Consider the following 25,682-nt stretch of genomic DNA (forward strand, 5'->3'; position numbering starts at 1 on the left):
GACCAAAAGAGTATTTTGTTTTTTCCTCTAAAGCGCAGCGTCTCTTATCCTCTTTGTGAATATTATTTTTAAATGCTGTTTTTCTCTGTGTAGCGTGAAGTGCCTCGGTGCTCTCTGTGGTTCATATACTTTGAAAATAAAAATATGCTCAATGGGAATTTAAACTCAAACAAATATCTGTTTAATAGGTTGTTTTTGTGTTTATCATAGAAATTAAACAATAATAAAGTTTGAGCTTTATGCTCACCAAGGACGGTTATGCCAGATATGTATTTTGGAATACTCGCCAATTTAGGCGTGGTTCTATTACTCGTTTTAATTTTAAAAGCATTCAGTAAAGTAACTATAAACTTAACTTGGCTGCTTGCTACTCTGTTAATTCTATTTTGTTATTTCTTAGCTTTATTCAAAGGTAAAGAGTTCATTTCCTTAGATTTACTCTTTACAGATCTCAAATGGAATTGGTCAGGTAAAATTGTCGCTATTACTCTTTGGGCTTTGGTATTGGCTTTATTAGCAGCTTTTAAAAGTGACTTTAAAATCAAGGACGCTGGTTTTACTCTCAGACAAAATGAAGGCTCTATTAAGCCTGCACTCGTTGTTTTAACCCTGTTTGTTGCGTTGCAGATTATTGTAACGCTTAGCCTTGGTAACGGACCAAATTTCGATTTTGAAACGCTACTCTATCAAGCTCTTATTCCTGGGTTAGATGAAGAACCAATGTTTAGAGGAGTTTTATTATTTTGTTTTTCGTTGGCTGTTGTTTCATCGCGCATTAACTTTTTTGGCTCGCCAATAAACATTGCAGGGTTACTTTTGGTTTTATTATTTGGTCTAGTTCATGGGGTTATGCATATAGATGGTGAGTGGCATTTGTCTGCATTCAGAATCGTACTAACTGGGAGTTATGGATTTATTTTGCTGTGGTTAAGAGAGCGTACTGGTAGCCTTGTTTTTCCAATTGTAGCGCACAATATGGTTAACTTTGTTGGGCAGTTAGTTTAGTACATGAAGGTAAAGTAAATATACTATCAAGTACATAGGTTGGCTTAATAGGAAAGTAATGGCAAAATTGTGTTTTAAAAATGGAAACTTAAATAATGGATTATAATCAGCCACTTTCGAAGCACTCCCTAGATTTAAACCTGAACGACCGAGTTTGGTTTAGATATTCAACTTTCTATGAAAAGACAGTTTTACAAGCAGACTCTAATACAAAACTAAAGTCGCTACCGGGCCTAGCTGTGCTGTCGGGCGGAGCTGAATTTTTATTTTTCTTTATGACTATCGCTATTGCTGTAATGAGCCTAGTGCTTCAAGAAACGATGCAGCCGATACCTGCTTTTTTAACTTGTGTGAGTTGTTATCTCTGTGTATTTGTTATCAAGCGAATTGTGATTTATAACAAATTTGGATTTGGTCGTAAGTGGATTATGAGTATATCTAAAGACTCACTCGAAATAGATAGGCGAGCAATAGAGGGCAAAGCTTCAAAAGTTTTGCAAATCGCTAAGGGCGATATCCAAGAAATCATTTTTAATTATACTTTTCACGGTAGAAGTGGTCATATTGTGAACGAAAAAACGGCCAATTTACACGCTTGTGAAATTCATCAAAAAAGTGGCGATGTTGTTACGCTAGACAGTATGCGAGTAGGTCTTTTTGATGTGCTGTACCTTTTAAAATTCCACGAATACCCGCTACTATTCAGAAGTACAACTTCAAGCGGTGCAGGTAATATAGTTATTTTGATTATGCGGTTAATTTCTCTTTCTGCGATCATATCGGCTCTTGTCATGTTGGCATTTAATTTAAAGTCATAAAGGTGAGTTATTTGTATGGCTATTAGCTGGTAGGTTGGTTAGAGCGGGGTGAAACTCAACGTTTGGAGCCATCAGCTTTCAGCCGTCAGCTATCAGATTGAAAAGTTAGCGAGATGCGAGGTGTAGGAGGCGTTAGAAGATATTAGATATCAGTCGTTAGAAGTCAGATTAAAACAAAAGAGCTTTAAGCTATAAGTCAGATCAGCCTGCACGCAGTTTCAGTGAAATGCATACCCGTAGGCGTGAAATTTATTTCGCGCGATGCTTATCTAAACCACAGAAGCAAGATGTAGGTCGGGCTTTAGCCCGTCAATGTTAGCGATTATGTGTCGCCATAAATGACGACCTACAGTGCTTGATTCATTAGCTCGTAGGTTGGTTAGAGCGGAGCGAAACCCAACTTTGGAGCCATCAGCTATCAGATTGAAAAGTTAGCGAGATGCGAGGTGCAGGAGGCGTTTTAACACTGAACAGGTAGCAGCGGGTTTACCCCGCGTAATTTACAGTTTTATCTGTGTAGCGCGAAGCGCCTCGGTTTACTCTGTGGTTCAATATTTTTTGCACAAAGAGAAGACAATGAGAAGTGAATGAGTAACCCAACAAAACCATCAATTTTTTAATAATTCCTCTTAAGCGCAGCGTCTCTTTTCCTCTTTGTGAGTATTCAGTGGATTACGCGATATAAAATCGCCGCTACACTCTTGCTAATCCGCAACTCGTGCCCCTAGACCCTTTCACCTGTATTCTTTTACAATGCATAAAATGACTTTTTTTAGAGAATGCGTTGAACTACTTGGCTCACCTTTATTTAGCACAACCGACGGCTGATTCACATTTTGGTAATTTGCTGGGGGACTTTGGTGGGCGTCGGTATTCTGCGCAGTTACCCAATACGGTTAAAAATGGCCTTGAGAATCATTATTTGGTTGATAGGTTTACTGACTCACATCCCCTTGTAAAAGAGGCTAAGCAGTACTTTTCGCCAGCACGTAAACGCTTTGCAAGTGTCGCGATTGATGTAGCGTTCGATCACTTTCTTATTCAGCATTGGCAGCGGTTTAATGACCAACCATTAGCTGAATTCAAACAGCACAGTTATGGGCTTTTAAATGCTAGGCAAGCCATGATGCCTTCGCGTATGCAGCAAGTTGTGACTAGTATGACCAACAATGATTGGTTTAAAGAGTATGAAACACTCGATGGGATCGGCCTTGCCCTTGATAACATCGCCAAGCGTATTCGCTTTGCTAATAACTTTGCAGGAGCCGCTGACGATATAGCTCGCCACTACCAACAATTAGACGCGGTGTTTTTAACGTTTTTCCCTGAGCTGGTTGAGCATGTGAAGCAAATGGGTGTGGAAAAGCAAAAGCTTTCAGACATCAGCCGGTAGGTTGGGTAGAACGGAGTGAAACCCAACAAGTTATCGAGTTAAAGGGAAAGATACGAGTTTCGAGGAACGAGATGCGAGTTATAGGAGGCGTTTTAACGCCGAACAAAAAAGTCGATTGGGCATGGAACCCCCTTACGAATCCAAAACCAACACTATGCTGCTAGCACCTAGCACCTAGCACCTGTGATCATTCCTACGCGATATAAAATCGCTGCTACAATTTTGCTAACTTGCTAACCCGCAACTCATCCCATTTAATCGTCTGGGCCTTTTAGGGTAAACACTAAATGCCTGCGCATGTCTTTTAAAATCACGCCTTTTTTCAGCATTGCGCCACTTAGGCGTTTTTGCCATTTTAATAGCTCTGGGGTCGCTGCATCGAGTGTTTGCTGGTTTTCAAATTGAAAACATAATAGCAATGAGCCTGGGAATAAGTGGTATTCCACATCAAACCAGCATTGCAACATGCCTTCAAGTTCTGCGCGACCTTGCTCTTCAAGGGCGTCGGCAACATTTAATACAAGGGCTTGCTGTTTTAATTGTACTTTAGAAAGCTTTTTCATTTAAAAACCAAAATCGAGTCGAAAAACTAATTATACCTAAGCTTCATGCTTGGCGGAATGCATTACGCCAGTCTCGCGGTGATAAACCAAACTGAGAACGAAAATGATGGCGTAAAGTAACAGATGAGCCAAAGCCGCATTGCTCGGCTAAATGTTCTAGTGGTAAATCAGTTGACTCAAGAAGTCGCTGCGCGTGGTTTAAACGTTGATTTAACAGCCACTGCCCAACGCTCTGTCCAGTAAGCGATTGAAAGTGGCGGGTAAAGGTGCGTCGGCTCATGTGCATTTGCTCTGCGAGTGTATCAATCGTATGGTTGCTAGCTAAGTTTTTTTGCATCAGTTCAAGCAAGCTTGCTAAACGCTCATCAGCAACATTTTGCGGGACGGGTAGGGCAATAAATTGTGTTTGCCCCCCAGTGCGATACGGCGCCGTTACCATCATTCTGGCAATAGCATTAGTTTGCTCGCTTCCTAAAAATTTGCGAACTAAATATAAGCAGCAATCAATAGCTGCCGCTGTTCCTGCCGATGTATATAGCCGATTATGTTCAAGGTAAAGCACTTGATTGTTAAGCTTCACTTTTGCAAAGCGCGCTTTGAAGTCATCGCTGTATGCCCAGTGGGTGGTTGCTTCAATATTATCTAAAAGCCCAATGTGCGCTAACGCATAAGCGCCTAAGCAGAGCCCTACAATTATAGCGCCACGGCTATGCGCGTTTAGCAAACTGGTTGCTAATTCTTTAGAGGGGGCTGTTTCAGGTGATGGCCAAGACGGAATAATTATAATATCTGCCTGATCAAACTTTGTTATTGAGTGATGCGCTTGAATATCAAACCCCGCGCTTGAGGGCATTACAGCTTTACTTTCGCTGCACACCGCTAAGTTAAATTCTTTGATACCAGCTGAGCGAGCGCCTTCACCAAACACCATACATGGTACTGCAAGATGAAATGGACTGATATTTGGAAATGCGAATACTGCAACATTCATGGTAAAGCCTTATCAAACACTTTGGCCCAATATTATCGATAAATGGTGTTTGGGTCACTGTTTGATACGTTAAAAATTCAGCAAACTATGCGTCAATACAATGAAAAAGGGTTTATACAATGACAAACACAGCATTACTAATTATCGACTTACAGAGTGATTACTTTGAGGATGGCGCGTTTCCTTTATGGCAGGCTAAACAAGTAAAAGATCAGCTCGTCGATGTGATAAAACAAGCCACAGAGCGCGGGGTTTTACCTATTCATATTCAGCATGTTGCTGATCCTTCTCAGGGTTTAGCGCCATTTTTTAATGAAGGTACAGAAGGTGTTGATATTCATCCTGATATTTTAAATGCAGCACCAGAAGCCCCTGTGGTTGTAAAACACTATGCAGACAGCTTTCATCAAACTAATTTAGAAGATGTTTTAAAGCAGCATGGTATTAAAAAACTTTTGATCGCAGGTATGATGACGCAAAACTGTGTAACTCATACAGCTATCTCAGAGCAAGCTAAAGAGTACGATGTGGCAGTTTTAACAGATGTGTGTACCACAGTATCTGAAATGCTACATTTAATCGCACTAAATGCGCTTGCCCCACGAGTAAAACTGCTAGACGCAAAGCAAGCCTTGCTTAGTTTGCAAAGTAATTAATATTTGCAAAGGCCGAAATAACATCTTTGGCAAATGCAATACGGGGGTGTTTTAATGCCCCTTTGTTCCAAACTAAGTAAATTATGTTTTCTGGGCCTTCGGGCCCTAGTTGCACAAGCTCCCCGGCTTTTATCTGATCGCGACAAAGGTAATCGGGTAATACAGAATAACCAATACCTGAACGAATAATATTGCTAATAGCACGTATATCTGGGCAAATAGCAATGACGTTTGAGTGGCATTTTGCGTTGAATACAGCTTCAAAGTATTGTCTTATCAAAGGCAGTTCTTCATCATAAGCAACGACATTGTAGCTTGAGAGTAAATCTGCGGTAATGGCGCTGTCTTTGATTTCTCGGCCATGTAAACGGTTCATCACCAAAATGAGCTTTTCTTTGTCGAGCACAAGGCTATCAAATAGTGCTGGATCAGGCGCTGATGCGGCAATAGCAATATCTGCAGTACCTGATTGCAAGGCATCAAAAATTCTCACTTTATTACCAATATGCAGAACAAGATTTACATTGCCAGATTGCAGTAAGTTGGCAATTTGTGGCCCCGATACACTACTAATATATTCGGCAGGTCCTGCAATATTAACAGTGCCATGTGCGGCATCAGAACGTGCCCGTATCGACATGATTTTTTGCTCTAATATATCGATATGACCAGAAACCTGCAGCGCTAAATCATGTGCTGCTGCAGTGGGGGTAACACCGCGGGCTTTGCGCTCAAATAAAGATTTACCAACTACAGTTTCCATTGCTTGAATATGAGAAGTCACTGAAGGCTGAGATAAGCCTAAATTAGCCGCAGCCTTCGTAATATTTTTACAACGATAAACTTCAACAAAGGTTTTTAATTGCGTGAGATAAGACATGTAACTGTACGAGCCATAAATATTCTGATTGCTCCTCTTAATTTATCCGAATTCTACTCGCCCCGCAAACCAACTATGATAGCTTCACTTTCTAAGAGGACGAATTATGAAAAAGATATTACAGCGACTAACGCTTGTTGCTGCATCAACTATGTCGATGTTTGCAGTGGCGGGTGAAGGCGAAGTGTTGGTTATTTTATCAAGTGAAACAACTATGGATTTAGCTGACGGCCAGAGCATTGAAACAGGCTACTACCTAAATGAGTTTGGTGTGCCTGCAAAAGCATTAGTTGATGCGGGTTATGAGCTTGTACTTGCAACACCTAAAGGTAATGCGCCTCAAGTAGATAAAAAATCAGTGAGCACCGATTACTTTGATGGTGATGAAGCTAAAATGCAGAGCATTCAGCGTTTTGTAGCATCACTTCCTGATATCAATGATACCGCGAGTTTGAGCGAAATTTTAGCGGGTGACTTAAGCCAATATGAGGCTGTGTTTATCCCTGGAGGCCATGCACCTTTAATTGATTTAGCAAACAACCCAGAAGTGGGTGAAATTTTGCGTCACTTTAATAAGCAAGGTAAACCAACAGCGGCAATTTGCCATGGCCCAATTACCTTGTTGTCGGCTCAAGTTCAGCCAAATTCTTATTATCAAGCGATAAAAGATGGCGAAAAGGCAGTGGCCAACAACTGGATTTATGACGGCTATAAAATGACTATTTTTTCAGACCCTGAAGAGCGTGTTTTTGAAAGCAGTTTAGAAGGTAAAAAGCTTAAGTTCTATCCTGCTATGGCAATGGAAAAAGCCGGTGGAAATATGGCATTCGCTAGTGAGTGGCAGCCAAACGTGGTTGTTGACCGCGAACTCATTACGGGGCAAAACCCGTTTTCAGATAAATTATTAGCAGAAAAGCTTTTAGAAATGTTAGCTAAGTAAATTAGCTAATTAGCTAATTAGCAATTTAAACCTAATTTAAGGGGCATTTAAATGTTGAACTTTATTTATAAAAATCAAACCGAAATTTTGTTTGGTAAAGGTCAAATGAGTGAGATCACGTCACGTTTACCAGAAAACGCTAAAGTACTATTACTTTTTGGTGGTGGCTCAATAAAGAAAAACGGCGTTTACGACCAAGCAATGAGTGCGTTAGCCGATGTTGATGTTATAGAGTTTGGTGGTGTTGAACCTAACCCAACATACGAAACACTGATGCAAGCTGTGGCAAGTGCTAAAGAGCATAATGTTAACTTTATTTTAGCTGTTGGTGGTGGCAGTGTTATTGATGGCGCTAAGTTTGTTGCAGCAGCTTATAACTTTGCAGGTGAGCCGTGGGATATCCTTGTTAAAGGTGCTGAGTTTAGTAACCCGCTTCCTATTGGTGCAGTATTAACTTTACCTGCAACTGGCTCTGAGAGTAACGGCAACTCAGTGGTTACTAAAAAAGAGACGTCGCAGAAACGTGCTTTTTCATCACCGAGTGTGCAACCAGTTTTTGCAGTACTTGATCCTGAATATACTTTTTCGTTACCAGAGCGCCAAGTAAGTAATGGTGTTGTAGATGCATTTGTACACGTTATTGAGCAGTACTTAACTTACCCAGTAAATGCGCCATTACAAGACCGCTTTGCAGAAGGTATTTTACAAACTTTGATCAGCGAAGGACCTAAAGCGCTGAGCGAACCGCAAAACTATGATGTAAGAGCCAATGTTATGTGGTCGGCTACAATGGCACTGAATGGTTTGATTGGTCAGGGTGTACCGCAAGATTGGTCTACACATATGATTGGTCATGAATTAACAGCACTTTATAATCTTGATCACGCACAAACACTAGCGATTGTTTTACCTGCACTAATGCATGTTCAAAAAGAGCAGAAGTCTATTAAAATACAGCAACTTGGTGAGCGAGTGTTTGGTTTTAATTATAGCGATGAAGCTGAACAAATCGATAAAACGATTAAAGCAGTGCAAGACTTCTTCGAAGCAATGGCTGTGAAAACACGCCTTGCTGATTATGACCTTGATGAACAAGCAATCGACGCGGTTGTTAATAACTTAGAAAAGAATGAGTTAACTACGCTAGGTGAACACGGTGATATTGATTTAGCGAAAGTTAAGCAAATATTAGCGCTGGCACTTTAGGGGTTAAATTTAAAGGCGTAACATAAGCTGTTACGCCTTTTTAAAAAATTGAAGACGTTTAATTCTATTGCATAAGCTAGTAAAATCTAGGCAATAAATTATCGATAAAAATCACACCATGAAACTTACCCATTTATTTTCAAGCGCTTGTTTAGCTTTATCTTGCTTTGTCTATGCAGAACCTGCAAAGTTTTATGCTAATGAAGCATTGCAAAAACAAACGCCAACAGCATACGCGCTCAGTGAATCTAATATTCCTTGGTTAGAGCAAGCACATAAGCAAAGACAACTTGATGCAGAAAAACTGGTCAACGCCTTAAAGCAAAATAAAGCGCTTTATAAAAAGTTAATGAACTGGGAAGCGCTATCGTTTGAGCAGCGAATGGCTTTACTACCAGAGGTGTTTGCAATTGAAATTAAAAGCTTTGCTATTACAGCACCAACCTTGGTGATAAATAACACCTTGTATCCGCAAAGAGCAGTTAATTTTGTGTTTGATGTACGTTACCCAGGTGCAGGATTAGTTTATTTAAACCCAGATAAGCTCAAAGAGATGGAAGTTTATGCGCCATTAGCGTTTTTATTACACGAAACCCGCCATGCATACCAATTTCAGCTAGCCTTTAAAGAGCAAAACTTATTAGCAAAAGGTTACTTAAGCGCATTTAAAACGCAGAGTAACTTATCGGGCGCATCATTTAGTGATTTTTTAACACTACTTAATGAGTACGAGGCGTTTCAATTTGGTAATCAGGTACTTGAACTGCTCACTGATGGTAAGTTTGAATCAGCAATGATGGGCACGTTTGCTAGCCAATTTAATGAACATAACCACTTAAAAATTGATTTGCTCGAACTGGCTAAAGAACCCCAAAAGGGCAGTTTACTTGAGCGGTTTAATGCCGCGATGAAAGAGCAATATCAGCTACGTTACCCTGAAAAATAAACTAACGTAGTGAGTATTCACTATTTCATTGAGCGCCATGCAAAGGTCGAGGCGGCAACCACAATCGCAATAGAAATACCAAGGTAGAGGGTTTCTATTGTGCCGCCAAACTCAACGGCGTGTTCTAAAAACAGAATCACCAAAATCACAGATGTTACCTGCACTAAAGTAATTTTTAAGTCATGAAAATCTTCGATATGAAAGGCGGCCAAAAACTGGCTGCTTTTTGTTGTTGAGGGCGATATAAATAGCCGGTACAGACTGATGGTAATGACTTGAAGAGTAATGCCGATGAGTAATAGGTCGAGAATTTTTAAAAGCTCGACAATTAACTCTTTCCCTCCTTTTGCTGAGTCAGGTAGTGCGGTGATGGTGACTTTCACAACATTGAAAACGATATTTACACAGGCAATGTAAACGAGTAACGATGAAATTGCTGTAGTGATAATCGCGATGATGACTAAAAACCGGCTATTTTGAAAAAGGCGCTCCATATCAACTCACACAAATTAATTTCTTTAATATACGTAGTTTAGCTCGTTTTTGATTAATTACTGAACTTATTATATGCCAAGTTAAACCTAACTTATTAGTTCTTTGAGTATTTACTCGTAAGGTCGGGTTGTGTATAAGTTTAAGGAACAACGAAGGTTGTTCTTATTTAGCTTTATTTTAAAAGGGATGTTTATGGGTTCTGTGGCTAAGCACTCACTGGAACTGGATTTAAATGATAAAAAATGGTTTCGATATGCAGCCTTTAAAGGAAAATCGTCACTAACTGAAGATTCATTAACAGAACTAGAATCTCTCCCAGGTTTAGCGACGTTATCTGGGTGGGCCGAAGTGTTTTTTGCGCTTATGGTATGCGCAATTTCACTATCTAGTTTTTATTTAGTAGATGTTGTTAAAGCATGGTTGGCTTTTTTAATTTGCCTTATAAGCTTTTTATTGGTGTTTATTACCAAACGCATCATGACTTACAAGAAGTATGGCTTTGGTTCTAAATGGGCAATGAGCATAAGCAAGGATGAGCTCAAAATTGATAAGTTGACGTTTAAAAAGCACCAAAATCACACTCTCACCATTGCTAAAAACCAAATCGCAGAGGTGTTATTTCACTATACGATGGATCTAAAACGCAAACGAAAGTTTGGCGAACCCCGAGTTAGATTACCCACCTTGCATGTGTGTGAAATTCACTTAAAAAATGGTGATACCCATGAAATTGACGGGATGCGGGTAGGGCTTTTTAACGTATTATATTTAATGGTTTTTCATGGCTACCCATTAAGCTTTAAAGGCACTTTTGCTGGTGGTGCAGGGAATGTCTTAATTTTGTTACTAAGGATGTTTGCTCTATCAGCGATTGCAAGTGCGCTTAGTATGCTTTTCGTTAATTTAAAGCCATGAGCAGTTGTTGTGTATTCTTGAATGAAATAGCGCCTATTAAAATCAATAGACGCAACAGGTACGCTCGAATTAAGCAATAAAGTCAAGGGTTACAAGTAGTCGTTTTTCGCCAGCAGCGAGTGCTGGTGAGCGGTGTACAAGGCCTTTGCCTTCGTTATCTTGCCAAGTTTCGCCTTTTAATAAGGCTACATCACCCACATTTAGAGAGTGAATTTTAGCATTTGCTGTCATTAATCCTGATTCTTCATCGCTTAATCCTTGATGACCAGCGCCAAGTTTGGTGCGATCAAGTCCTGCATTTTGCAACCACTGCGAACCACTACCATAATATGTGCTGACTAACCGGCAAGGGACTTTATCAACATGAAAACGTGGGCACATGGCACATTCAAGAACTCTTAGGCGTAATCCGGTTCGCTTTAACTCAAGTAAATAACAAAACATATCAACAAGCTGAGCGAGGTCGGCTTTAAGCTCTTTTGCTTGAGGTAGTTTTTCAAGGGCTTTATCAATGTCAGCCACAATGCTGTTTTGATTGATCACAGCGTTAATGCTGAGTTCTGGGTTGGCTGTAATACTCTCAGCTACTTCTGATTGCAGCTGTTCAGCTAAGTTACGCTGCCAAATTGCAATGTTATGCTCAGGTTTATAAATTTGTGAAAACACCACAGGGCTTAACGCTGTTGCGGCCGCTGTTGGTAGGTTATCAGTGTCATGTTCTAATGCGTAGGCTGTCATTATGCTTCCTCCCAAACAGGAAATGGATCGGGCAGGGTTTGCCAAAGCGCTTTGCCTGCTAATAGTTCATCGTCGCTAAGTAAGCAGTTATCGAGAGCTTGAATGATCGCTGCTTGATTGAGGTTTTGACCAATAAAAACCAGCTCTTGGCGCATATCACCAAAGGGCTCTTGCCATACTTGGTTAATTGAATCTAAGTAGTCGCTATCTGTTGGCCACTGATCTTTCGGTAAGGCTTTCCAAAATACCCCGCCAAAACCATAGCGGGCTATGCCGCCAGCTTGATTCCATTGGCAAGCAAATTGTGGTCGAGAGGCTAACCAAAAGTAGCCTTTGGAACGAAGTAATTTGCCTTCGCGCTGATTGTTATGAATAAAGTTATAAAATTTTTCAGGGTGAAAAGGGCGGCGGGCCCCGTAAGTAAAGCTGCTAATACCGTATTCTTCGGTTTCTGGGGTATGTTCGCCGCGCAGTTCTTTTAGCCAGCCAGGTGCTTGCTGAGCTTTTTCAAAGTCAAACAGACCCGTGCCGAGAATTGTATTGATATCAACTTGGCCATTTTCAATGGCAATCAGTTCTGCTGAGGTATTTAATGAGCTTAAAATGGCTTTTAAGCTCTTGAGTTCATCGGCACTAATTAGGTCTGTTTTACTAATTAAAATGACATCAGCAAACTCAACTTGATCAATAAGTAAGTCGGCTACGCTTCGCTCATCTTCATCACCTAAGTGTTCGTTGGTTTCTTGTAAGAATTTGGCTTCGTTAAAGTCGTTTAAAAAATTAACGGCATCAACGACCGTGACCATGGTATCAAGCCTTGCAACATCAGACAGTGACACGCCATCTTCATCGGCAAAGGTAAATGTTTCGGCAACAGGAAGGGGCTCTGAAATACCGGTTGACTCAATAACCAAATAATCAAATTGGCCTGTTTGCGCTAAAGCGCGTACTTCAATGAGTAAGTCTTCACGCAATGTACAGCAGATACAGCCATTGCTCATTTCTACTAGTTTTTCTTCGCCGCGGCTAAGCGAAACATCGTTTTTAACTGTTGCTGCATCGATGTTTATTTCGCTCATATCATTGACGATTACAGCCACTTTTTTGTCTTCACGGTTATTTAAAATATGGCTGAGCACAGTGGTTTTACCTGCACCTAAAAAGCCAGAGAGCACGGTGACGGGGAGTTTGCTCATGGTAGTGACCCTTAATAAGATTAAACAAAATACGCTAAACGTTTTGTTATAATATATCAATTTAATGTCATTTAGGAATAGTAATCGTTGTTCGAGTAAGACTATTTGGCAGTGTACGAATAGGTACAGCTGGCTTAGTCTTTAGCTAATCAACTGCTTATTAAGGATTTATATGCGCTTAGCCAAACTGTTGTTAGCATTTTCTATTACTTGTTTACCTTATACGTTATCGGCAAATGAGTCGTTAGCACCAAAGCTCCCTGAGGCTATTCAAGAAATTTACCCAACGGTCATGAATCAACAGATTTGGGTTGCAGGGGGTATCTCTAACGAGCTGCCAGGATCTGCGGGTAAGATGACCGCAAAAGTTCATTTTTGGTCGCCTGAGTATGCAAGTTGGCAATCGGCCCCGAGTTTGCCTGAAGGGCGTCATCACACGTATTTAATCGCAGTAGAAAACAGACTATTTGCTTTTGGAGGTTTTGTTAATAGCCAAGGCCAATGGACCAATAGCCGTGATGTGCTAATGCTAGATAAAGGTGCTAAAGCATGGCAAAAGGTGGCGAGTTTGCCTTTTGCATTAAGCGAAACGGTGGGCGCCGTGCTTAATGGTAAAGTGCATTTAGCTGGCGGTCGCAGCCCAAGCAGTGAGAAAAATGGACAATGGCAACATAGTTTAGATGTGAGTGCGCATTTAGTCTTTGATCCTAATAGCTTCACATTTACAGAAGCGGCTCCTCTACCTTCGGCTAGAAACAGTGCGGCGAGTGCTCAAGTAAACGGTCGTTGGTTTGTGCTAGGTGGCAGAACCGTTGGCGGTGAGCCTATCACTGACATGCTCGAATACTTACCCAATACAAACAGCTGGCAAGCACACGCAGCACTCCCTAAAGCACGAGCAGGGCATGCGGCAGCGGTTATTGATAATGCTATCACTGTGTTTGGCGGTGAACATAGCAAAGGAGTTGATCGTGAGGTTTTTAGCTATGATTTGTCTAAGCAGCAATGGCGCAAATCTTTCGAGTGGCAAACGCCACGCCACGGTTTAGGGGCTGTTACGTTAAACGGCCAAATTTGGCTAGTGGGTGGCGCCACAAAGGTAGGACTTTCTGAAACGAGCCGTGAAGTGAATAATGCAAATGTGCTGCTTGAAGGTATGAAAGGTTTATGATTACTGTCTGTTAAAAATAATGTTATATTTGTATTCTTACCAAAAAGTAATAAAATAATACAAATTAAAATTTAACGATCAGGTTTCAAGATGACATTACAAACAAATAGTCCGTTAGTAGAGCAGCGTGCCGATCCATTTGTGCATAAGCACAGCGATGGTTTTTATTATTTTACCGGTTCTGTACCAACTTATGATCGCATTGAACTTCGTAGGGCTGCTACATTAGAGGGCCTAAAAGACGCTGAAACCTTTGATATTTGGTTCAAACATGACAGCGGCCCGATGAGTCGTCATATCTGGGCACCTGAAATTCATTACCTCGATGGCAAATGGTACATCTACTTTGCAGCCAGTGAAGAAGATGATATCTGGGCATTACGCCCGTATGTGCTTGAGTGTAAAGGTCAAGATCCGTTAAATGATGAATGGGTTGAGCTTGGCATGATGCAAGCGGCTGAGGGCGATGAAAAGTCATTCACTGATTTTTCTCTAGATGCCACTATTTTTGAAAATAACGGTAAGCGTTACTTCTGCTGGGCAGAGAAAACGGGTGGTCAATTTGCGGCATCCAACCTGTATTTAGCTGAGATGGAATCTCCAATTAAGCTAAAAACAGCACAGTTTATGCTGACGACACCTGATTACGATTGGGAGCGTGTCGACTTTTGGGTAAACGAAGGCCCTGCAGTACTTAAAAATAACGGTAAAATCTTCATTGCTTTCTCTGCAAGCGCAACAGGTGCATGTTACTGTATGGGCTATATGGAAGCGGATGAAAACAGCGATTTACTTGATCGTAATTCGTGGACCAAAACACGTATGCCAGTACTTGAAACAAGTGTTGATAAGAAAATTTTTGGTCCAGGTCATAACTGTTTTACAGTAGCTGAAGATGGTGAAACACCACTGTGTATTTACCATGCCCGAGACTATGAGCACGCAGTTGGTGAACCAAGTGTGGTGCCAAAAACAGACACTCGTCCACTTGAGGAAATAGTAAAAGATCCACTTTACGATCCAAACCGCCACGCTCGTGTGATGGAAGTAAAATACGACGAAAATGGTCGTCCGCTATTTAAATTGTATTAATTTACAGTGATTCAAAATTCGCTTACAAAGCCACCTACTCAGGTGGCTTTATTGTATGAGGTTTAGTTAGCTAACAATAGCTGGGTACCAGTTTGCCATAGTCACCCCAAATAAGCCGATTAAGAACACGATTGATATTAGCGTCATCAAACAGGCGGTGCCGATAGTGATAAAGGTAATATTCGTGCGAGCTGCATAGCGGACAAGTTCGGCTATTAAAAGGGGGACTAAGTAAGAGCAAAGGCTAACAGCAAGCACGGCAGGCCCCGTGAATGTGGCGGTATCGACGCCTAAGGTGCCAAATACTAAAAACCATGCAAATATTAATAATCTAAAAAACAACACACCGTTAGCGGCAAGATATAAGCGTATGGCCCATACTTGATGGGCGTTGAAGTTACGAACCCGTGCGGTTTTAACCGCAAATAGACTTGATACGATAACCACTATGCCGCCAAACATTGTCAGCGCATGCATCAAGGTATTACCAACCGTTCCTCTTACTATCATTAAATACATGCCAGCAAATGAAATACAGCAAGCTAAAAAAACAAATACACGGCCATTATAGCGATGAAATGTTCGGTATTTTGTTCTCAGTTTTTCAATCAGCTGTAAGCTTCCGCCAATGATCATCACGACAGCAAATAATACATGCACTGCATACATCAAATTCCCCGTTGCATCATTGGCAACATAAGCGGTGTTATTAAGTCGGTTCCAACCAGAAAGACCTGTAGTTAACCCTGTCACTCCATAACCAAGAATGAGGTAAATCACAAAGCAAGTTTGCGCCATTATCAGGCTACTAAACCAAATCTTTTTACTGTATTCGAGCGCCTTTAAAGGCGTGAGTTTGCTATTTTTGTTAAACATCATCAAATCCATTATGTTTTTCTAATACCGCAAATATAAAGGGCTAGAGAAGAAACTCTTCTCAAATTCGAAATTTGATCAATAAAATATTGTGATTATTTATGAGAACTCACACAGGGTTTGACACATTCACTAACAAACTCTTTTTGCTATGTTGATTTTGAAAAAGTACACTTATCTGATTGGTAAAAAATTCATCAATCACCCAATTTAAGGCATGAAGAGTTATGCAAAATACATCCCCTTATTACTTACTCGTTTTCGTTTGTATGGGGCTCATGCTGCTAAATGGCATGAAAAAAGATAAGCAACTTATTCATTATCTGTTTGCTGTATTTTGTGGCTCGCTTTGCATGGTTGGGGTGCAAAAAATTAGTGCGCCCAGTATTGGTGTTTACAGTTATTTAATTGGCTTATTTACCTGCGCAACTTGTAATATGGCTTGGCTTATCTCACGGACTTTATTTCGAGAGCAAAAGCCTATTACTAAGGTGCATATTGCAGTGGCAACTGCTATTGCGGGGTTAATTATGTTTAACCAGACGTGGCATTATTTGGTGAGTATTGATGTAGAGCTTTTCCCTGATAGCCAATTTATGTGGCGTTTAAAGCAAGGTATGGCCGAAATAACGGTACTGCTCTCTTCAAGTATTCTGGTGTTGTCTTTTTGGGAAGCATTACGGGGTTATAAAGGTAAAACACAAACGCAAAAGTTGCAGGCAAAGATTTTTGCTAGCTGCTACTTCTTAGCTGTATTTAATGCCAGCATTTTGCCTAAATTTTTATTCAGTGAGAGCGAATTTCGACAATTTGAGCCGCTTATAATTACCTCATCTGCATTGTTGATTGTATTTGCCATGCAGCTAGTAATGTTCTTGCAAAAACGTGCCCACAACAGCGTACCTGAAGCTGTTGATAGTGAAGTGCTGAACTCTGAAAAGGTAGTGAAAGCTACCAATCAGGCTGAACAACCTGAAAATAATGAGGTAGAGGCTGAGCTTATTACTGGCATAGAAGCACTCATCAATAAGCAGGTTTATTTGCAAACTAATTTGAAAATTTCTGATTTTGCCCAAGCATTAGCAGTACCTGAGTATAAGATCAGCAGGGCAATTCGTTACCACTTTAAAGCTACAAATTTTAATTTATTTATTAATCAGTACCGAATACAGCATGCGCAAGGGTTGTTACTAAAAGACGAAGCAAGTCATTGGAGTATACTTAGTATTGCAATGGAAAGTGGTTTTTCTTCGCTTGCTACCTTCAACCGTGTTTTTAAAAGCATCGTTGGGGTTAACCCTAACGAGTTTCGTAAGCAGAATAACTCAATAGGTGAACAAAAAATCATAGAGCTTACCGACTAAAAGTTACAGAGGCTTTTGCGTTAAATGCTCAGCAATGACCTCAAACATGGTTTGTACTTCTATTGGCTTGGCGATGTAGCCTTGCATGCCAGATTCTTTTGCTTTAGTTAGGTCGGCTTCCATGGTGTTGGCGGTCATGGCGATGATTGGAATATGCGCAAACTTTGATTGCTGTTTAATTTTATTCGCGGCGGTATAACCATCCATTCTTGGCATTTGACAGTCCATTAAAATGCAATCGAATGTGCCTTTTTCTACTGCTTCAATCGCTGCAACCCCGTCTTCGGCGATATCAACAATAAAGCCATTTGAACGCAATATTTGCGATGCGACTTGTTGGTTTAGCGGGTTGTCTTCAACGAGAAGTATTTTTGAGCCCGCGAGCGTTTTAAAACAGGTGTTATCTACTTTGTTTTCCTTTTTAGTAGCGATCCCCATCACATGCTCAAGGGTTTTTAGTAAGTTTCCTTTTATAATCGGCTTTAAAAGTATTTCTTCAACGGTTTTATCTAGCGTACTTAGCGTGTCTTTAACTTCTTGGTTTTCAAAAGAAGCGAGAATAATGGTTTTTTTAATATCGATAGAAAGCTGCTTTTTGAGGTTTTCTAAAATGTTATTTTGCTCACAGTTTAGTACGTGCCAATCTAAAAAAATAAAGTCGTAACTATGGCTAATATCGACCTCAGAGAGTTTTTCATCCATGCAATCAATAGTTTTTACATTGATGCTTAATGTGTTGAGCATGCTTTGGAGAATAGCTTCAGGTTGGCCGCTTTGCTCAATAATAAGAGCTTGCTTATGTTTGAAAATGTTTGTGTCGTGGCAGCTTTGCATACCCGATAGCGCAAATGACACATCAAAACTAAAGCAACTCCCTTTGTTTAATTGGCTTTTTACCTCAATGTGACCACCCATAAGCTCGATGATCTTTTTACTGATAACAAGACCTAGACCTGTACCGCCAAACTTACGTGTTGTTGAAACATCGGCTTGTGAAAAAGGCTTAAACACACTATTTACTTGCTCTTGAGACATACCAATGCCTTGGTCAATGACCTGAAATTTAATACAAATAGAGGTATCGGTTTGTGACTCTTTTGTCATTTTTAGCGTGACATTTTGCTGGTTTGAAAACTTAATAGCATTGCTCAGTAAATTTAACAAAACTTGATTGAGCCTAAGTTCATCACCGATTAAAAATTCAGGAATATCATCGTCAATTTCAAAAATGACTTCGATGTTATTTTTCTCAATTAAGCTACTGGCTAAATTAGCTAGGTTAGCGAGAAAGTTGTTTAGATTAAAATCACTATTTTCAAGTTCGAGCTTATTGGCTTCTATTTTAGAAAAGTCGAGAATGTCATTGATAATACCAAGCAGTGATTTGGCCGAGAGTTGGATTTTTTCAATGTAATCATATTGTTTGTCGGTTAATTCTGTATCAAGGGCGAGGTGGGCCATGCCTAGAATTGCATTCATTGGCGTGCGGATTTCGTGACTCATATTCGCTAAAAACATCGATTTAGCTTGGTTGGCGGCATCGGCTAACTCTTTGGCTTTATTTAAATCCTGGGTGCGAATGATGACTTCTTGTTCTAGATTTTCGGCGGCATGTTTTAGCGTCATATTGGCTTCATATAACTCTAAGGACTTCTGTTCTAAAAGCGCTTCGGCTTCTTTTCGAGCCTGGCGCTCTCGTTCTATTCTACGTTTGTAGAGTTCTTCATCCACATTAAGCTTCTTTTGTTAGAGTAAAAGTGGCAGATTGATAGTTATCCTCAATCTCGCTTTTAACGGTAATAACTTCATTGAAATGTTCGCATGCGCCCTCAATTAAGCCCTCAGCTAGACATGCAAATGGGTTACCAGAGCGATAAAACATTTGCATTTCGTTCTGGCTAATTCGTTTAGTTTCAAAGCTTGGTAATTCAGCGTCGTTGTAGAGCTTTTTAACTTCAATATGTACGTGTTGGTCAATGGTATCAAGGAATTCAAAAGTACTTTCGACACTATCAAAAAAGTGTGGAAATAAAACAAAAAAACGCTTTAACAAATACTTACCATAAGCATGAACTAGTTCATCAACGGGCTTATTTATGTGATTGCTTAATGAGCTGACCAACATTAACAGCTCTTTATTGTCGTAGTTTCCAACGCTGGTGTAAGCGCCGTTTGAAGTAAGTGAGTTTTCTTCAATGATTTTGTCTGCGACCTCATAAGAAAACTCATTTTCGACCATTTCTAAAAACTCGGTAAAGACGATACCTTTCATATAATTGGCCTAATGATTTTTCATACTTAAAGTTTAGATATAAACAAGAGTTTTACAATTTTTATGTATCAAACTTTAGTATGGCTAGCGATAAAATCAGCTATTAAGTTTTTTGCTTTAAATAACACAGACTTTGTCGGGAGTTGTAGCCATGTAGTTTTCAGATGGCTTACTAGTTTCTTTACAAAAAATAAACATTAATTGTGTTTTTGGGTACATGCAGGTAGTCTATCTTTATAGGTAATTTAATATTATAAATAGTTAGGGAAGATAGTCTTGAAGATTTACAGCTCAACTAAGTTGTTAGTGAAAACATTAATAGTACTTTTGTGCTTTACTCAACATACCTTACAGGCACGAGAATGTAGTGCTATGCCAGAATCTGGCAATGTATACTCTGTAATTAATAGGGGGTCTGGCCTTGCACTTGATGTAAATACCAGTGATTCTAGCTCAGCCCCGAATATTATTAGCTACGAATACTGGGGTGGAAATAACCAAAAGTTTCAGCTTATTCAAGAAGCAGATGGCTATTGGATTATTCGCTCTAAATTTAATAATAAAGTTCTTGATGTGTTGAACTCATCGCAATCAAATGGTGCAAATATAATTGCTTATGATGATTGGCAAGGAGCAAATCAACGTTGGTTGTTAAAAGCATCTTCATCGGGCGGCTTCAATATCGTTAATAAGTTAACCGGTAAATCTTTGACAGTTGCAGGCTCAAATAATACTGCAAATGTTTATCAAAATGATGATGCTGGGATCAGTTCACAAAGATGGTTTATTAATCCAGTAAATGGCGACTGTGGGACTACAGGTACCGTGCCAAGTAATTTAATAGGATTTGCATCTCAAGCAGGCCAAGATGGATTGAGCACAACGACTGGTGGTGGGAATAACACTGCCATCACAGTATATAGCTGTGATGATTTAAGTACGGCGTTGAGTTCTAGTTCTGCTGCGGTTATTCAGGTTCCAGATAACACCGTGATTGATTGTAGAACCGCCAATAGAACGGTGCCAGCTTGCCCACTTGATTGTGGCCAATGGGGTGATTACGGTAAAACTTGGTACAGAATACCTGTTGGTAATCAAAGCTGTAGTGAGTTGGGAAGTAGCTCAAATTCAACCGTGAATGTTACCCGCAATGATAGACGTATCATTGTGCAATCAAATAAAACACTGCAAGGGTTGGGTAAAAATTCGAAAATAATTGGTGCCAGCCTCGTTATTAGCAAGCAGCGAAATATTATTATTAAGAACATTATGCTTGAGGATATTAACCCTGCGCTTGTTGAAGCTGGTGATGCTATTTCAATAGATGATAGTAGTCATGTATGGGTTGATCACATGGCATTTAATAAAATAAGTGATGGATATATTGATGTAGACAATAGTCAAAACGTTACTTTAAGTTGGAATCGTTTTTACGGGCATAACACGCAAGTTTGCGCTAACCAGCATTGGTATACTCATTTATTCAGAAACTCTCAAATAACAGCGCATCACAATTTTTGGGATACAGCAGCAGGGCGAAATCCTAAAGTCGATGGCTATAATTCACGTGTGCATATGTTTAATAATTACTGGAAGAACATTACTTACTTCTCAATTAGTGCAGGTAATGGCGCTGAGGTTTTAGTAGAAAACAATTACTTTGAAAATTCAGCAAAACCGCACTGGAATCAAGGCTCGGGTTATTTTAGTGCCTCAGGAAATGTTTACACTGGAAGTTCTGCAACTGATCAATATCGTGATAGCGGAGCAGCGGTATTTGGTGATGTTCAACTCTATCCATATCGATTAGATGATCCAAATTCTTTGGGCAGTAAAGTGAATGGCGGAACAGGCCCACAATAAATACTTATTGTGAGTTGGAAAAAGCTCAGCTATTACTAAATAGCTGAGCTTAACGTTTTAAATTGCAACTAAGCTTTGCTCCAGCATCGCTTTAATTTGCTTAACAATTTTAGCTTCTGTCTCGGGCTCAAATTGCTGAATACGTGGGGTGTGAATATGCCCTGTAGGGATGTCTGAATTAAGCTCATCACGCAGTCGAATACTACGATACGAAATTTCATTTGATAAGTAGCCGCCACCACCACCTTTGACAGCAATCGCACCTTCTAATTCTTTAAGAGATTGTGGCTCAAATGCTTTTTCAAGCGTAACGACTTTATGATTGTCGTTGATTGGGAATGGCCCTTTGGCTTTTTGCATCTGCTTAACTGGTAAGCTAAAAGTGACAAACTCATTGCCCGGAAGAGGGCGGTCGTTTAGGCTCGAAATTTTCGGTGCAGTGGCTGTGCCGCCATACACAATATTGGCGTTATCGGGTGCCGTTACACTACGGCGTTTACCCGGGAAGCGTTCAAGATCAAAGTCTTTGCTGCCCATACTGATAGTGGCAATCATATCGACATTGTTAAGTGCGTAATAGGGCGCAAGTAATGATTCGATAATACCTTGGTCAAAGTCTTCGTAGCGTACTGGCACCATTACCGTATTGATCTCAGCGCTAATGCCATTGTAATTAATCACTTGGCCATCAAGTAATAATGCCGCAGCACCTGATGGGTTACTTTGATTAATATTTCTATCTAAAAGGAACGGATCAAAACCTGTAATTAAAATGCGTTTATCGGTTTTTTTACTGTAATCAAGGTCGGTTCGGCCTCGGCTGCCATTTTCAAGCATGGTTAATAACGCGGTTTGTTCACTGTCGGTCATTGCAAACTGAGGTTTGCTGGTGCGAATAATCTTGCTTGAAAGTAAACGTGCCCAATACAGCTCTCGGTCGTCGAAGCTGTTGGTTTTAATTATACGCGCTTTGGCATCGCGCCATAATTGTCTGGCGTAATCATCAATAAGGTCACTTGCTTGCTGATAACTGGTGGCAGCTTGCCATTGTTTTTCAAATTGATTTACTTCATCAGAAAAAGCACTCAACACCTTTGGCATGGCTTTGCTGGCTTTTTCAATACGCAGTTCTTCAACGGTTAAATTGGCTGCAAATGCAGTAAATGACGAGGCGATTAAGCTAGTGGCAAGTAAAACTTTTTTCATGATTATCCTATTTAGTTACAGCAGGTTTTGTAGGCTTGAGTTAACTATCCTATGGATAAAAGCTGAGCGCAAATAAAATCGCTCAAAATAGAATTAGAGAAATAATGAATGAACAGAGATAGCGCTTTTGCTCAATACTTTACCTCAAATGAAGGACTTTAAATGTTCGATATGAGTTAATTTATTATCGTTTTTCGGTAATTTTTGTTTGTTTTTTAACTTTTTCAGTGCCATAGTAGTTTTTTTACTAGAAGGATCGAGAAAATGAAATTTGGTTCTATAGCAATCGTTTCGCTGATTGTGTTGTTATTAACTGGTTGTACGACAATTAAAGTTGAGGAGTCTCACTTTTTGTATCCGGATAAAAAAATAACGATGCGGGAAATACAAAATGTTGATGCGACAGCCAAAAAGCAAGAAGTTACTTTATCCACCGATGAAGGCATCACTCTTAAAGGCACCCTAATTAAAGTTGCAGATGCACGCGCAACAGTTATTTACTTTGGTGGCAACCAGTTTCGCGTTAGTGCCGCAGGCGGGGATCCTGCCAAGCTACTTTTACCTTTTCAGGTAAATATTCTAATGATGGACCATCGCGGTTATGGGCTGAGTTCTGGAGTACCCAGTGTGGCTAACCTAAAAGCTGATGCATTACTGGTGTTTGATTATGTGAAAGGCAGAGCCGATCTAAGTACTTTGCCTGTGGTGATCCATGGTCATTCTTTAGGAAGTATGATCGCAGGTTATGTTGCCAGTCAGCGCAACGTCGATGCTCTCGTACTCGAAGGCAGTGTGACAAATGTTGAGCAGATGACAGCAGCACGAATTCCGTGGTTTGCTAAACCGTTTGTTAGTGTTGAATTTAGTGAAGAGATTAATCAAGTTGATAATTTAAAAGTATTACAAGTTTACCAAGCACCGCTATTAATAATCACCGGTGAAAAAGACACACAAACGCCACCTGAGTTAGCGGAAGATTTATTTCAACATGCAAAATCTCAGCAAAAGCAGCTTTACATTGCAAAAGGTAAGCATCATTCAAATGCGTTGACAGGTAAGCAGTTAGCGAATCACTATGAGCAACTTTTAAAACAAATAACACTGAGTAAATCGTCATGAAAAAAATAGTGTGGATGAGTACGCTGATCCTAAGCTTGCTACTTTTTACGCTTATTAGTTTGTTAGTAACAAGCATTATTGTCCTTTTCAGTGACAGTGATGTGTTAAGTTTTACGCAAAGTAACGGTGCGCATATGTGGATTGGCCTTGAAGTCAGTGGATCTTGGCAAGGAATCGCTCAGACATTGGGTGAGCATGGCTTTGATAGTGTTTTATTGCTGGGTCTTGTGCAATTGCTGCCGTTTTTTCTTATCAATATAATTTTGATTCGGTTATTTCTGCTTTACCGATGTGGATCTTTTTTCACTATTGAAAATATCCAATGTTTTAAATGGTTAGGTGGCGTATTATTAGCGCAATTTGCACTAGTTGTATGCTATCCATCACTACTTATAACTCTTCTTAATTTTGCAACAGGAACTGATATGGGAAGAGTCGTGACGATACAAGATACTGATATTATAGGTTTAGTGGTGGGGTTGATTATTTATGTTATTGGTTGGATTATGGGTCAAGCACAGCAACTACAAGAAGAGCAAGAGTTAGTGATTTAATGGCGATTATTATTGATTTAGATGTTGTGTTAGCTAAGCGAAAAATGAAATCTACAGAATTAGCTGAAGCGATAGGTATTACGCCACAAAACTTATCCGTTCTTAGGGCTGGGCGAGCTAAAGCTGTACGCTTTACAACCTTAGATGCAATTTGTAAGCACTTAGGTTGTCAGCCAGGTGATATTCTGCGTTTTGAAGATGACTAACGCAAAATGAGTTTTGTTTGTTTAGTTTGAGCGTCTTTTAATAACTTGCGGTATTTTGCCGGGGTGACGTGCATTATTGCTTTGAACTCTTTGATTAAATGGGGCTGATCGGTAAAGCCACACTCTACAGCAATATCTGCAAAGCTTTGCTCAGGGTTTTCCTTAATTGCTTGTTTAGCCAGTTTTACTCGGTAAATACGTTCAAAATATTTAGGTGTGACACCACATTGCTCCTTAACCTGCCTTTCAAGCTGACGTTGACTCAGTGGGGCACGCTGATAAGCCGTTTCGAGAGGCGTTAACTCAATGAGATTACGGATTAAATGTTTTGAGTGTTTATTATGTTGATTTAATCTGTGCTGGCTAGTGAAATACGATTTGACCAAGGTCACAAACTTTTCGAGGTTGGCACTCTGTTGCAAGGTTTTTGCTATAGCATTTAATGAGCTCTTTGCGACGATAGGGTGTGCAGAGCGTTCAAGTTCAGGTAATACGGTCGGGTTAAAACGAATACCACAGAACACAGCATTTTCTGAAAAAGTAAGTTTAGAAGCATGTGTAGATGTTTGTTGGAATGCATAAGGGGGGAGCAACTGATGGTCATCAAGCAGTAGCTCACCTGCAACAGGAAATATAACACCTGTAGCTCCGTCACAAGCAAGCCATTGCTCCCCTTGAAAATTTGCCTTGGCAAACCAAATAGCTTGAATACTTTGGGCAATATCACCTTTAGGGGTCATCAGTTCTAAGGTAAGGTGGTTACTCATTAAACTCCACTTCAGGTTTAAACATTTTCACAATACGGTTCCAACTATTAATGGCATTAATAGCGATTGTGAGAGCGACTAACCCTTCGTCTGTAAATTCTTTAACTAGCGATTGGTAGAAAGTATCATCAATTGGCTGTGCTTGTGTCAATTTTTCTGACAAAGTTAGCGCAAGTTGTTCTTGGTTAGTGTAAAAGGGCATATCTTTCCAAGCACATAAACCAATAATACGGTTCGTAGTTTCACCATAATCTTTTGCTTGTTGTGTGTGCATCGCAATACAAAAAGCACATTGATTAAGTTGCGACACTCTTAATTTAATAAGCTCCCATGTTTTTAAGCTGAAAGTCGTTTCGGCAGCCTGTTTTATAAGTTGCTCTTGTTCCATTAGGTGCTTTATTAGCAGTGGTTGTAAAGAAAAATAGTTAGCTCGTTTCATAAATGATCCTT

At 40.0% G+C, this 25,682-nt stretch carries 27 protein-coding genes; 15 read left to right on the plus strand and 12 right to left on the minus strand.

What is annotated here, in order from left to right; genetic code table 11:
• Nucleotides 1-258: 258 nt before the first annotated feature.
• The 3 genes from NO991_RS10460 (at nt 259) to NO991_RS10470 (ending at nt 3,216) form a co-directional block, all read left to right on the plus strand.
• Entirely contained in the window at nt 259-1,005 is a 747-nt protein-coding gene (locus NO991_RS10460; protein ID WP_138599863.1) for a CPBP family intramembrane glutamic endopeptidase, read from the plus strand.
• A 95-nt stretch (nt 1,006-1,100) separates the two neighbouring features.
• On the plus strand, nt 1,101-1,823 hold the full coding sequence (locus tag NO991_RS10465; protein WP_194442777.1) for a hypothetical protein: 723 nt from the start codon (nt 1,101-1,103) through the stop codon (nt 1,821-1,823).
• A gap of 784 nt (nt 1,824-2,607) precedes the next feature.
• Complete coding sequence (locus tag NO991_RS10470; RefSeq protein WP_371351990.1) at nt 2,608-3,216, plus strand: ACP phosphodiesterase; 609 nt, start codon at nt 2,608-2,610, stop codon at nt 3,214-3,216.
• A gap of 254 nt (nt 3,217-3,470) precedes the next feature.
• On the opposite strand, the gene NO991_RS10475 is transcribed toward NO991_RS10470, so the two are convergent.
• Together NO991_RS10475 and NO991_RS10480 are read right to left on the minus strand one after the other, a co-directional pair.
• Nucleotides 3,471-3,779 (minus strand): hypothetical protein, encoded by a 309-nt coding sequence (locus NO991_RS10475; RefSeq protein WP_054560743.1) that lies wholly within the window; start codon nt 3,777-3,779, stop codon nt 3,471-3,473.
• A 43-nt stretch (nt 3,780-3,822) separates the two neighbouring features.
• Nucleotides 3,823-4,770, minus strand: coding sequence for a GlxA family transcriptional regulator (locus NO991_RS10480; protein WP_371351991.1), 948 nt, complete (start codon nt 4,768-4,770; stop codon nt 3,823-3,825).
• A 119-nt stretch (nt 4,771-4,889) separates the two neighbouring features.
• On the opposite strand from NO991_RS10480, the gene NO991_RS10485 reads away from it, so the two are divergent.
• Complete coding sequence (locus tag NO991_RS10485) at nt 4,890-5,426, plus strand: cysteine hydrolase family protein (protein ID WP_166339219.1); 537 nt, start codon at nt 4,890-4,892, stop codon at nt 5,424-5,426.
• On the opposite strand, the gene NO991_RS10490 is transcribed toward NO991_RS10485, so the two are convergent.
• A complete protein-coding gene (locus NO991_RS10490; protein WP_054551917.1) occupies nt 5,407-6,306 on the minus strand; it encodes a LysR family transcriptional regulator in 900 nt (299 codons plus the stop codon). The two genes, NO991_RS10485 and NO991_RS10490, sit on opposite strands and share 20 nt — an antisense overlap.
• 106 nt (nt 6,307-6,412) lie before the next feature.
• On the opposite strand from NO991_RS10490, the gene NO991_RS10495 reads away from it, so the two are divergent.
• From NO991_RS10495 to NO991_RS10505, 3 genes are all read left to right on the plus strand, one after another.
• On the plus strand, nt 6,413-7,246 hold the full coding sequence (locus NO991_RS10495) for a type 1 glutamine amidotransferase domain-containing protein (RefSeq protein ID WP_371351992.1): 834 nt from the start codon (nt 6,413-6,415) through the stop codon (nt 7,244-7,246).
• A 51-nt stretch (nt 7,247-7,297) separates the two neighbouring features.
• Nucleotides 7,298-8,452 carry an iron-containing alcohol dehydrogenase gene (locus NO991_RS10500; RefSeq protein ID WP_054551915.1) on the plus strand — a complete coding sequence of 385 codons (1,155 nt, stop codon included), beginning with the start codon at nt 7,298-7,300 and terminating at the stop codon, nt 8,450-8,452.
• 118 nt (nt 8,453-8,570) lie between these two features.
• The gene (locus tag NO991_RS10505) at nt 8,571-9,398 is read left to right on the plus strand and encodes a hypothetical protein (RefSeq protein ID WP_138599870.1); all 828 of its coding nucleotides are present in this window, start codon (nt 8,571-8,573) and stop codon (nt 9,396-9,398) included.
• Between the two features lie 20 nt (nt 9,399-9,418).
• Here NO991_RS10505 and NO991_RS10510 read toward each other — a convergent pair whose 3' ends face one another.
• A complete protein-coding gene (locus NO991_RS10510) occupies nt 9,419-9,892 on the minus strand; it encodes a YqhA family protein (protein ID WP_138599871.1) in 474 nt (157 codons plus the stop codon).
• 193 nt (nt 9,893-10,085) lie between these two features.
• Between NO991_RS10510 and NO991_RS10515 the strand changes: the two genes are divergently transcribed.
• A complete protein-coding gene (locus NO991_RS10515) occupies nt 10,086-10,808 on the plus strand; it encodes a hypothetical protein (RefSeq protein ID WP_371351993.1) in 723 nt (240 codons plus the stop codon).
• Between the two features lie 69 nt (nt 10,809-10,877).
• On the opposite strand, the gene NO991_RS10520 is transcribed toward NO991_RS10515, so the two are convergent.
• Both NO991_RS10520 and zigA read right to left on the minus strand, forming a co-directional pair.
• A complete protein-coding gene (locus tag NO991_RS10520; protein WP_371351994.1) occupies nt 10,878-11,546 on the minus strand; it encodes a DUF1826 domain-containing protein in 669 nt (222 codons plus the stop codon).
• Complete coding sequence (gene zigA, locus NO991_RS10525; protein ID WP_371351995.1) at nt 11,546-12,742, minus strand: zinc metallochaperone GTPase ZigA; 1,197 nt, start codon at nt 12,740-12,742, stop codon at nt 11,546-11,548. Before zigA ends, NO991_RS10520 begins: the two co-directional genes overlap by 1 nt.
• A 172-nt stretch (nt 12,743-12,914) precedes the next feature.
• Between zigA and NO991_RS10530 the strand changes: the two genes are divergently transcribed.
• Both NO991_RS10530 and NO991_RS10535 read left to right on the plus strand, forming a co-directional pair.
• A complete protein-coding gene (locus tag NO991_RS10530) occupies nt 12,915-13,913 on the plus strand; it encodes a Kelch repeat-containing protein (RefSeq protein ID WP_371351996.1) in 999 nt (332 codons plus the stop codon).
• 90 nt (nt 13,914-14,003) lie between these two features.
• Nucleotides 14,004-15,005, plus strand: a complete 1,002-nt coding sequence (locus NO991_RS10535) for a family 43 glycosylhydrolase (protein ID WP_371351997.1) — start codon at nt 14,004-14,006, stop codon at nt 15,003-15,005.
• A 66-nt stretch (nt 15,006-15,071) separates the two neighbouring features.
• Here the strand turns inward: NO991_RS10535 and NO991_RS10540 are convergent, their stop codons facing one another.
• A complete protein-coding gene (locus NO991_RS10540) occupies nt 15,072-15,884 on the minus strand; it encodes a DUF2306 domain-containing protein (RefSeq protein WP_371351998.1) in 813 nt (270 codons plus the stop codon).
• Nucleotides 15,885-16,108: 224 nt separating this feature from the next.
• Between NO991_RS10540 and NO991_RS10545 the strand changes: the two genes are divergently transcribed.
• Nucleotides 16,109-17,245, plus strand: a complete 1,137-nt coding sequence (locus NO991_RS10545) for a helix-turn-helix domain-containing protein (protein WP_371351999.1) — start codon at nt 16,109-16,111, stop codon at nt 17,243-17,245.
• A gap of 3 nt (nt 17,246-17,248) precedes the next feature.
• Here NO991_RS10545 and NO991_RS10550 read toward each other — a convergent pair whose 3' ends face one another.
• Both NO991_RS10550 and NO991_RS10555 read right to left on the minus strand, forming a co-directional pair.
• Nucleotides 17,249-18,976: a response regulator gene (locus NO991_RS10550; protein WP_300361031.1), complete on the minus strand. Its 1,728-nt coding sequence runs from the start codon at nt 18,974-18,976 to the stop codon at nt 17,249-17,251.
• 1 nt (nt 18,977) lies between these two features.
• The gene (locus NO991_RS10555; RefSeq protein WP_138599878.1) at nt 18,978-19,517 is read right to left on the minus strand and encodes a heme NO-binding domain-containing protein; all 540 of its coding nucleotides are present in this window, start codon (nt 19,515-19,517) and stop codon (nt 18,978-18,980) included.
• A gap of 306 nt (nt 19,518-19,823) precedes the next feature.
• Here NO991_RS10555 and NO991_RS10560 point away from each other — a divergent pair, with 306 nt between their 5' ends.
• On the plus strand, nt 19,824-21,380 hold the full coding sequence (locus tag NO991_RS10560) for an RICIN domain-containing protein (protein ID WP_300361027.1): 1,557 nt from the start codon (nt 19,824-19,826) through the stop codon (nt 21,378-21,380).
• 57 nt (nt 21,381-21,437) lie between these two features.
• Here NO991_RS10560 and NO991_RS10565 read toward each other — a convergent pair whose 3' ends face one another.
• Nucleotides 21,438-22,586, minus strand: coding sequence for a hypothetical protein (locus NO991_RS10565; RefSeq protein ID WP_371352000.1), 1,149 nt, complete (start codon nt 22,584-22,586; stop codon nt 21,438-21,440).
• Nucleotides 22,587-22,850: 264 nt separating this feature from the next.
• Here NO991_RS10565 and NO991_RS10570 point away from each other — a divergent pair, with 264 nt between their 5' ends.
• From NO991_RS10570 to NO991_RS10580, 3 genes are read left to right on the plus strand one after another with little or no spacing between them, the layout of a single operon-like run.
• On the plus strand, nt 22,851-23,705 hold the full coding sequence (locus NO991_RS10570) for an alpha/beta hydrolase (RefSeq protein ID WP_300361021.1): 855 nt from the start codon (nt 22,851-22,853) through the stop codon (nt 23,703-23,705).
• Complete coding sequence (locus tag NO991_RS10575; protein WP_300361019.1) at nt 23,702-24,259, plus strand: DUF2975 domain-containing protein; 558 nt, start codon at nt 23,702-23,704, stop codon at nt 24,257-24,259. Before NO991_RS10570 ends, NO991_RS10575 begins: the two co-directional genes overlap by 4 nt.
• Nucleotides 24,259-24,465, plus strand: coding sequence for a helix-turn-helix transcriptional regulator (locus NO991_RS10580; protein WP_054551900.1), 207 nt, complete (start codon nt 24,259-24,261; stop codon nt 24,463-24,465). The genes NO991_RS10575 and NO991_RS10580 overlap by 1 nt, the downstream gene beginning before the upstream one ends.
• On the opposite strand, the gene NO991_RS10585 is transcribed toward NO991_RS10580, so the two are convergent.
• Entirely contained in the window at nt 24,462-25,232 is a 771-nt protein-coding gene (locus NO991_RS10585; RefSeq protein ID WP_054551899.1) for an AraC family transcriptional regulator, read from the minus strand. The genes NO991_RS10580 and NO991_RS10585 overlap by 4 nt on opposite strands.
• Nucleotides 25,225-25,671 carry a carboxymuconolactone decarboxylase family protein gene (locus NO991_RS10590; protein ID WP_138599883.1) on the minus strand — a complete coding sequence of 149 codons (447 nt, stop codon included), beginning with the start codon at nt 25,669-25,671 and terminating at the stop codon, nt 25,225-25,227. Before NO991_RS10590 ends, NO991_RS10585 begins: the two co-directional genes overlap by 8 nt.
• Between the last annotated feature and the right edge of the window lie 11 nt (nt 25,672-25,682).

The organism is Pseudoalteromonas sp. DY56-GL22, assembly GCF_041414715.1.
GTDB lineage: Bacteria > Pseudomonadota > Gammaproteobacteria > Enterobacterales > Alteromonadaceae > Pseudoalteromonas > Pseudoalteromonas simplex.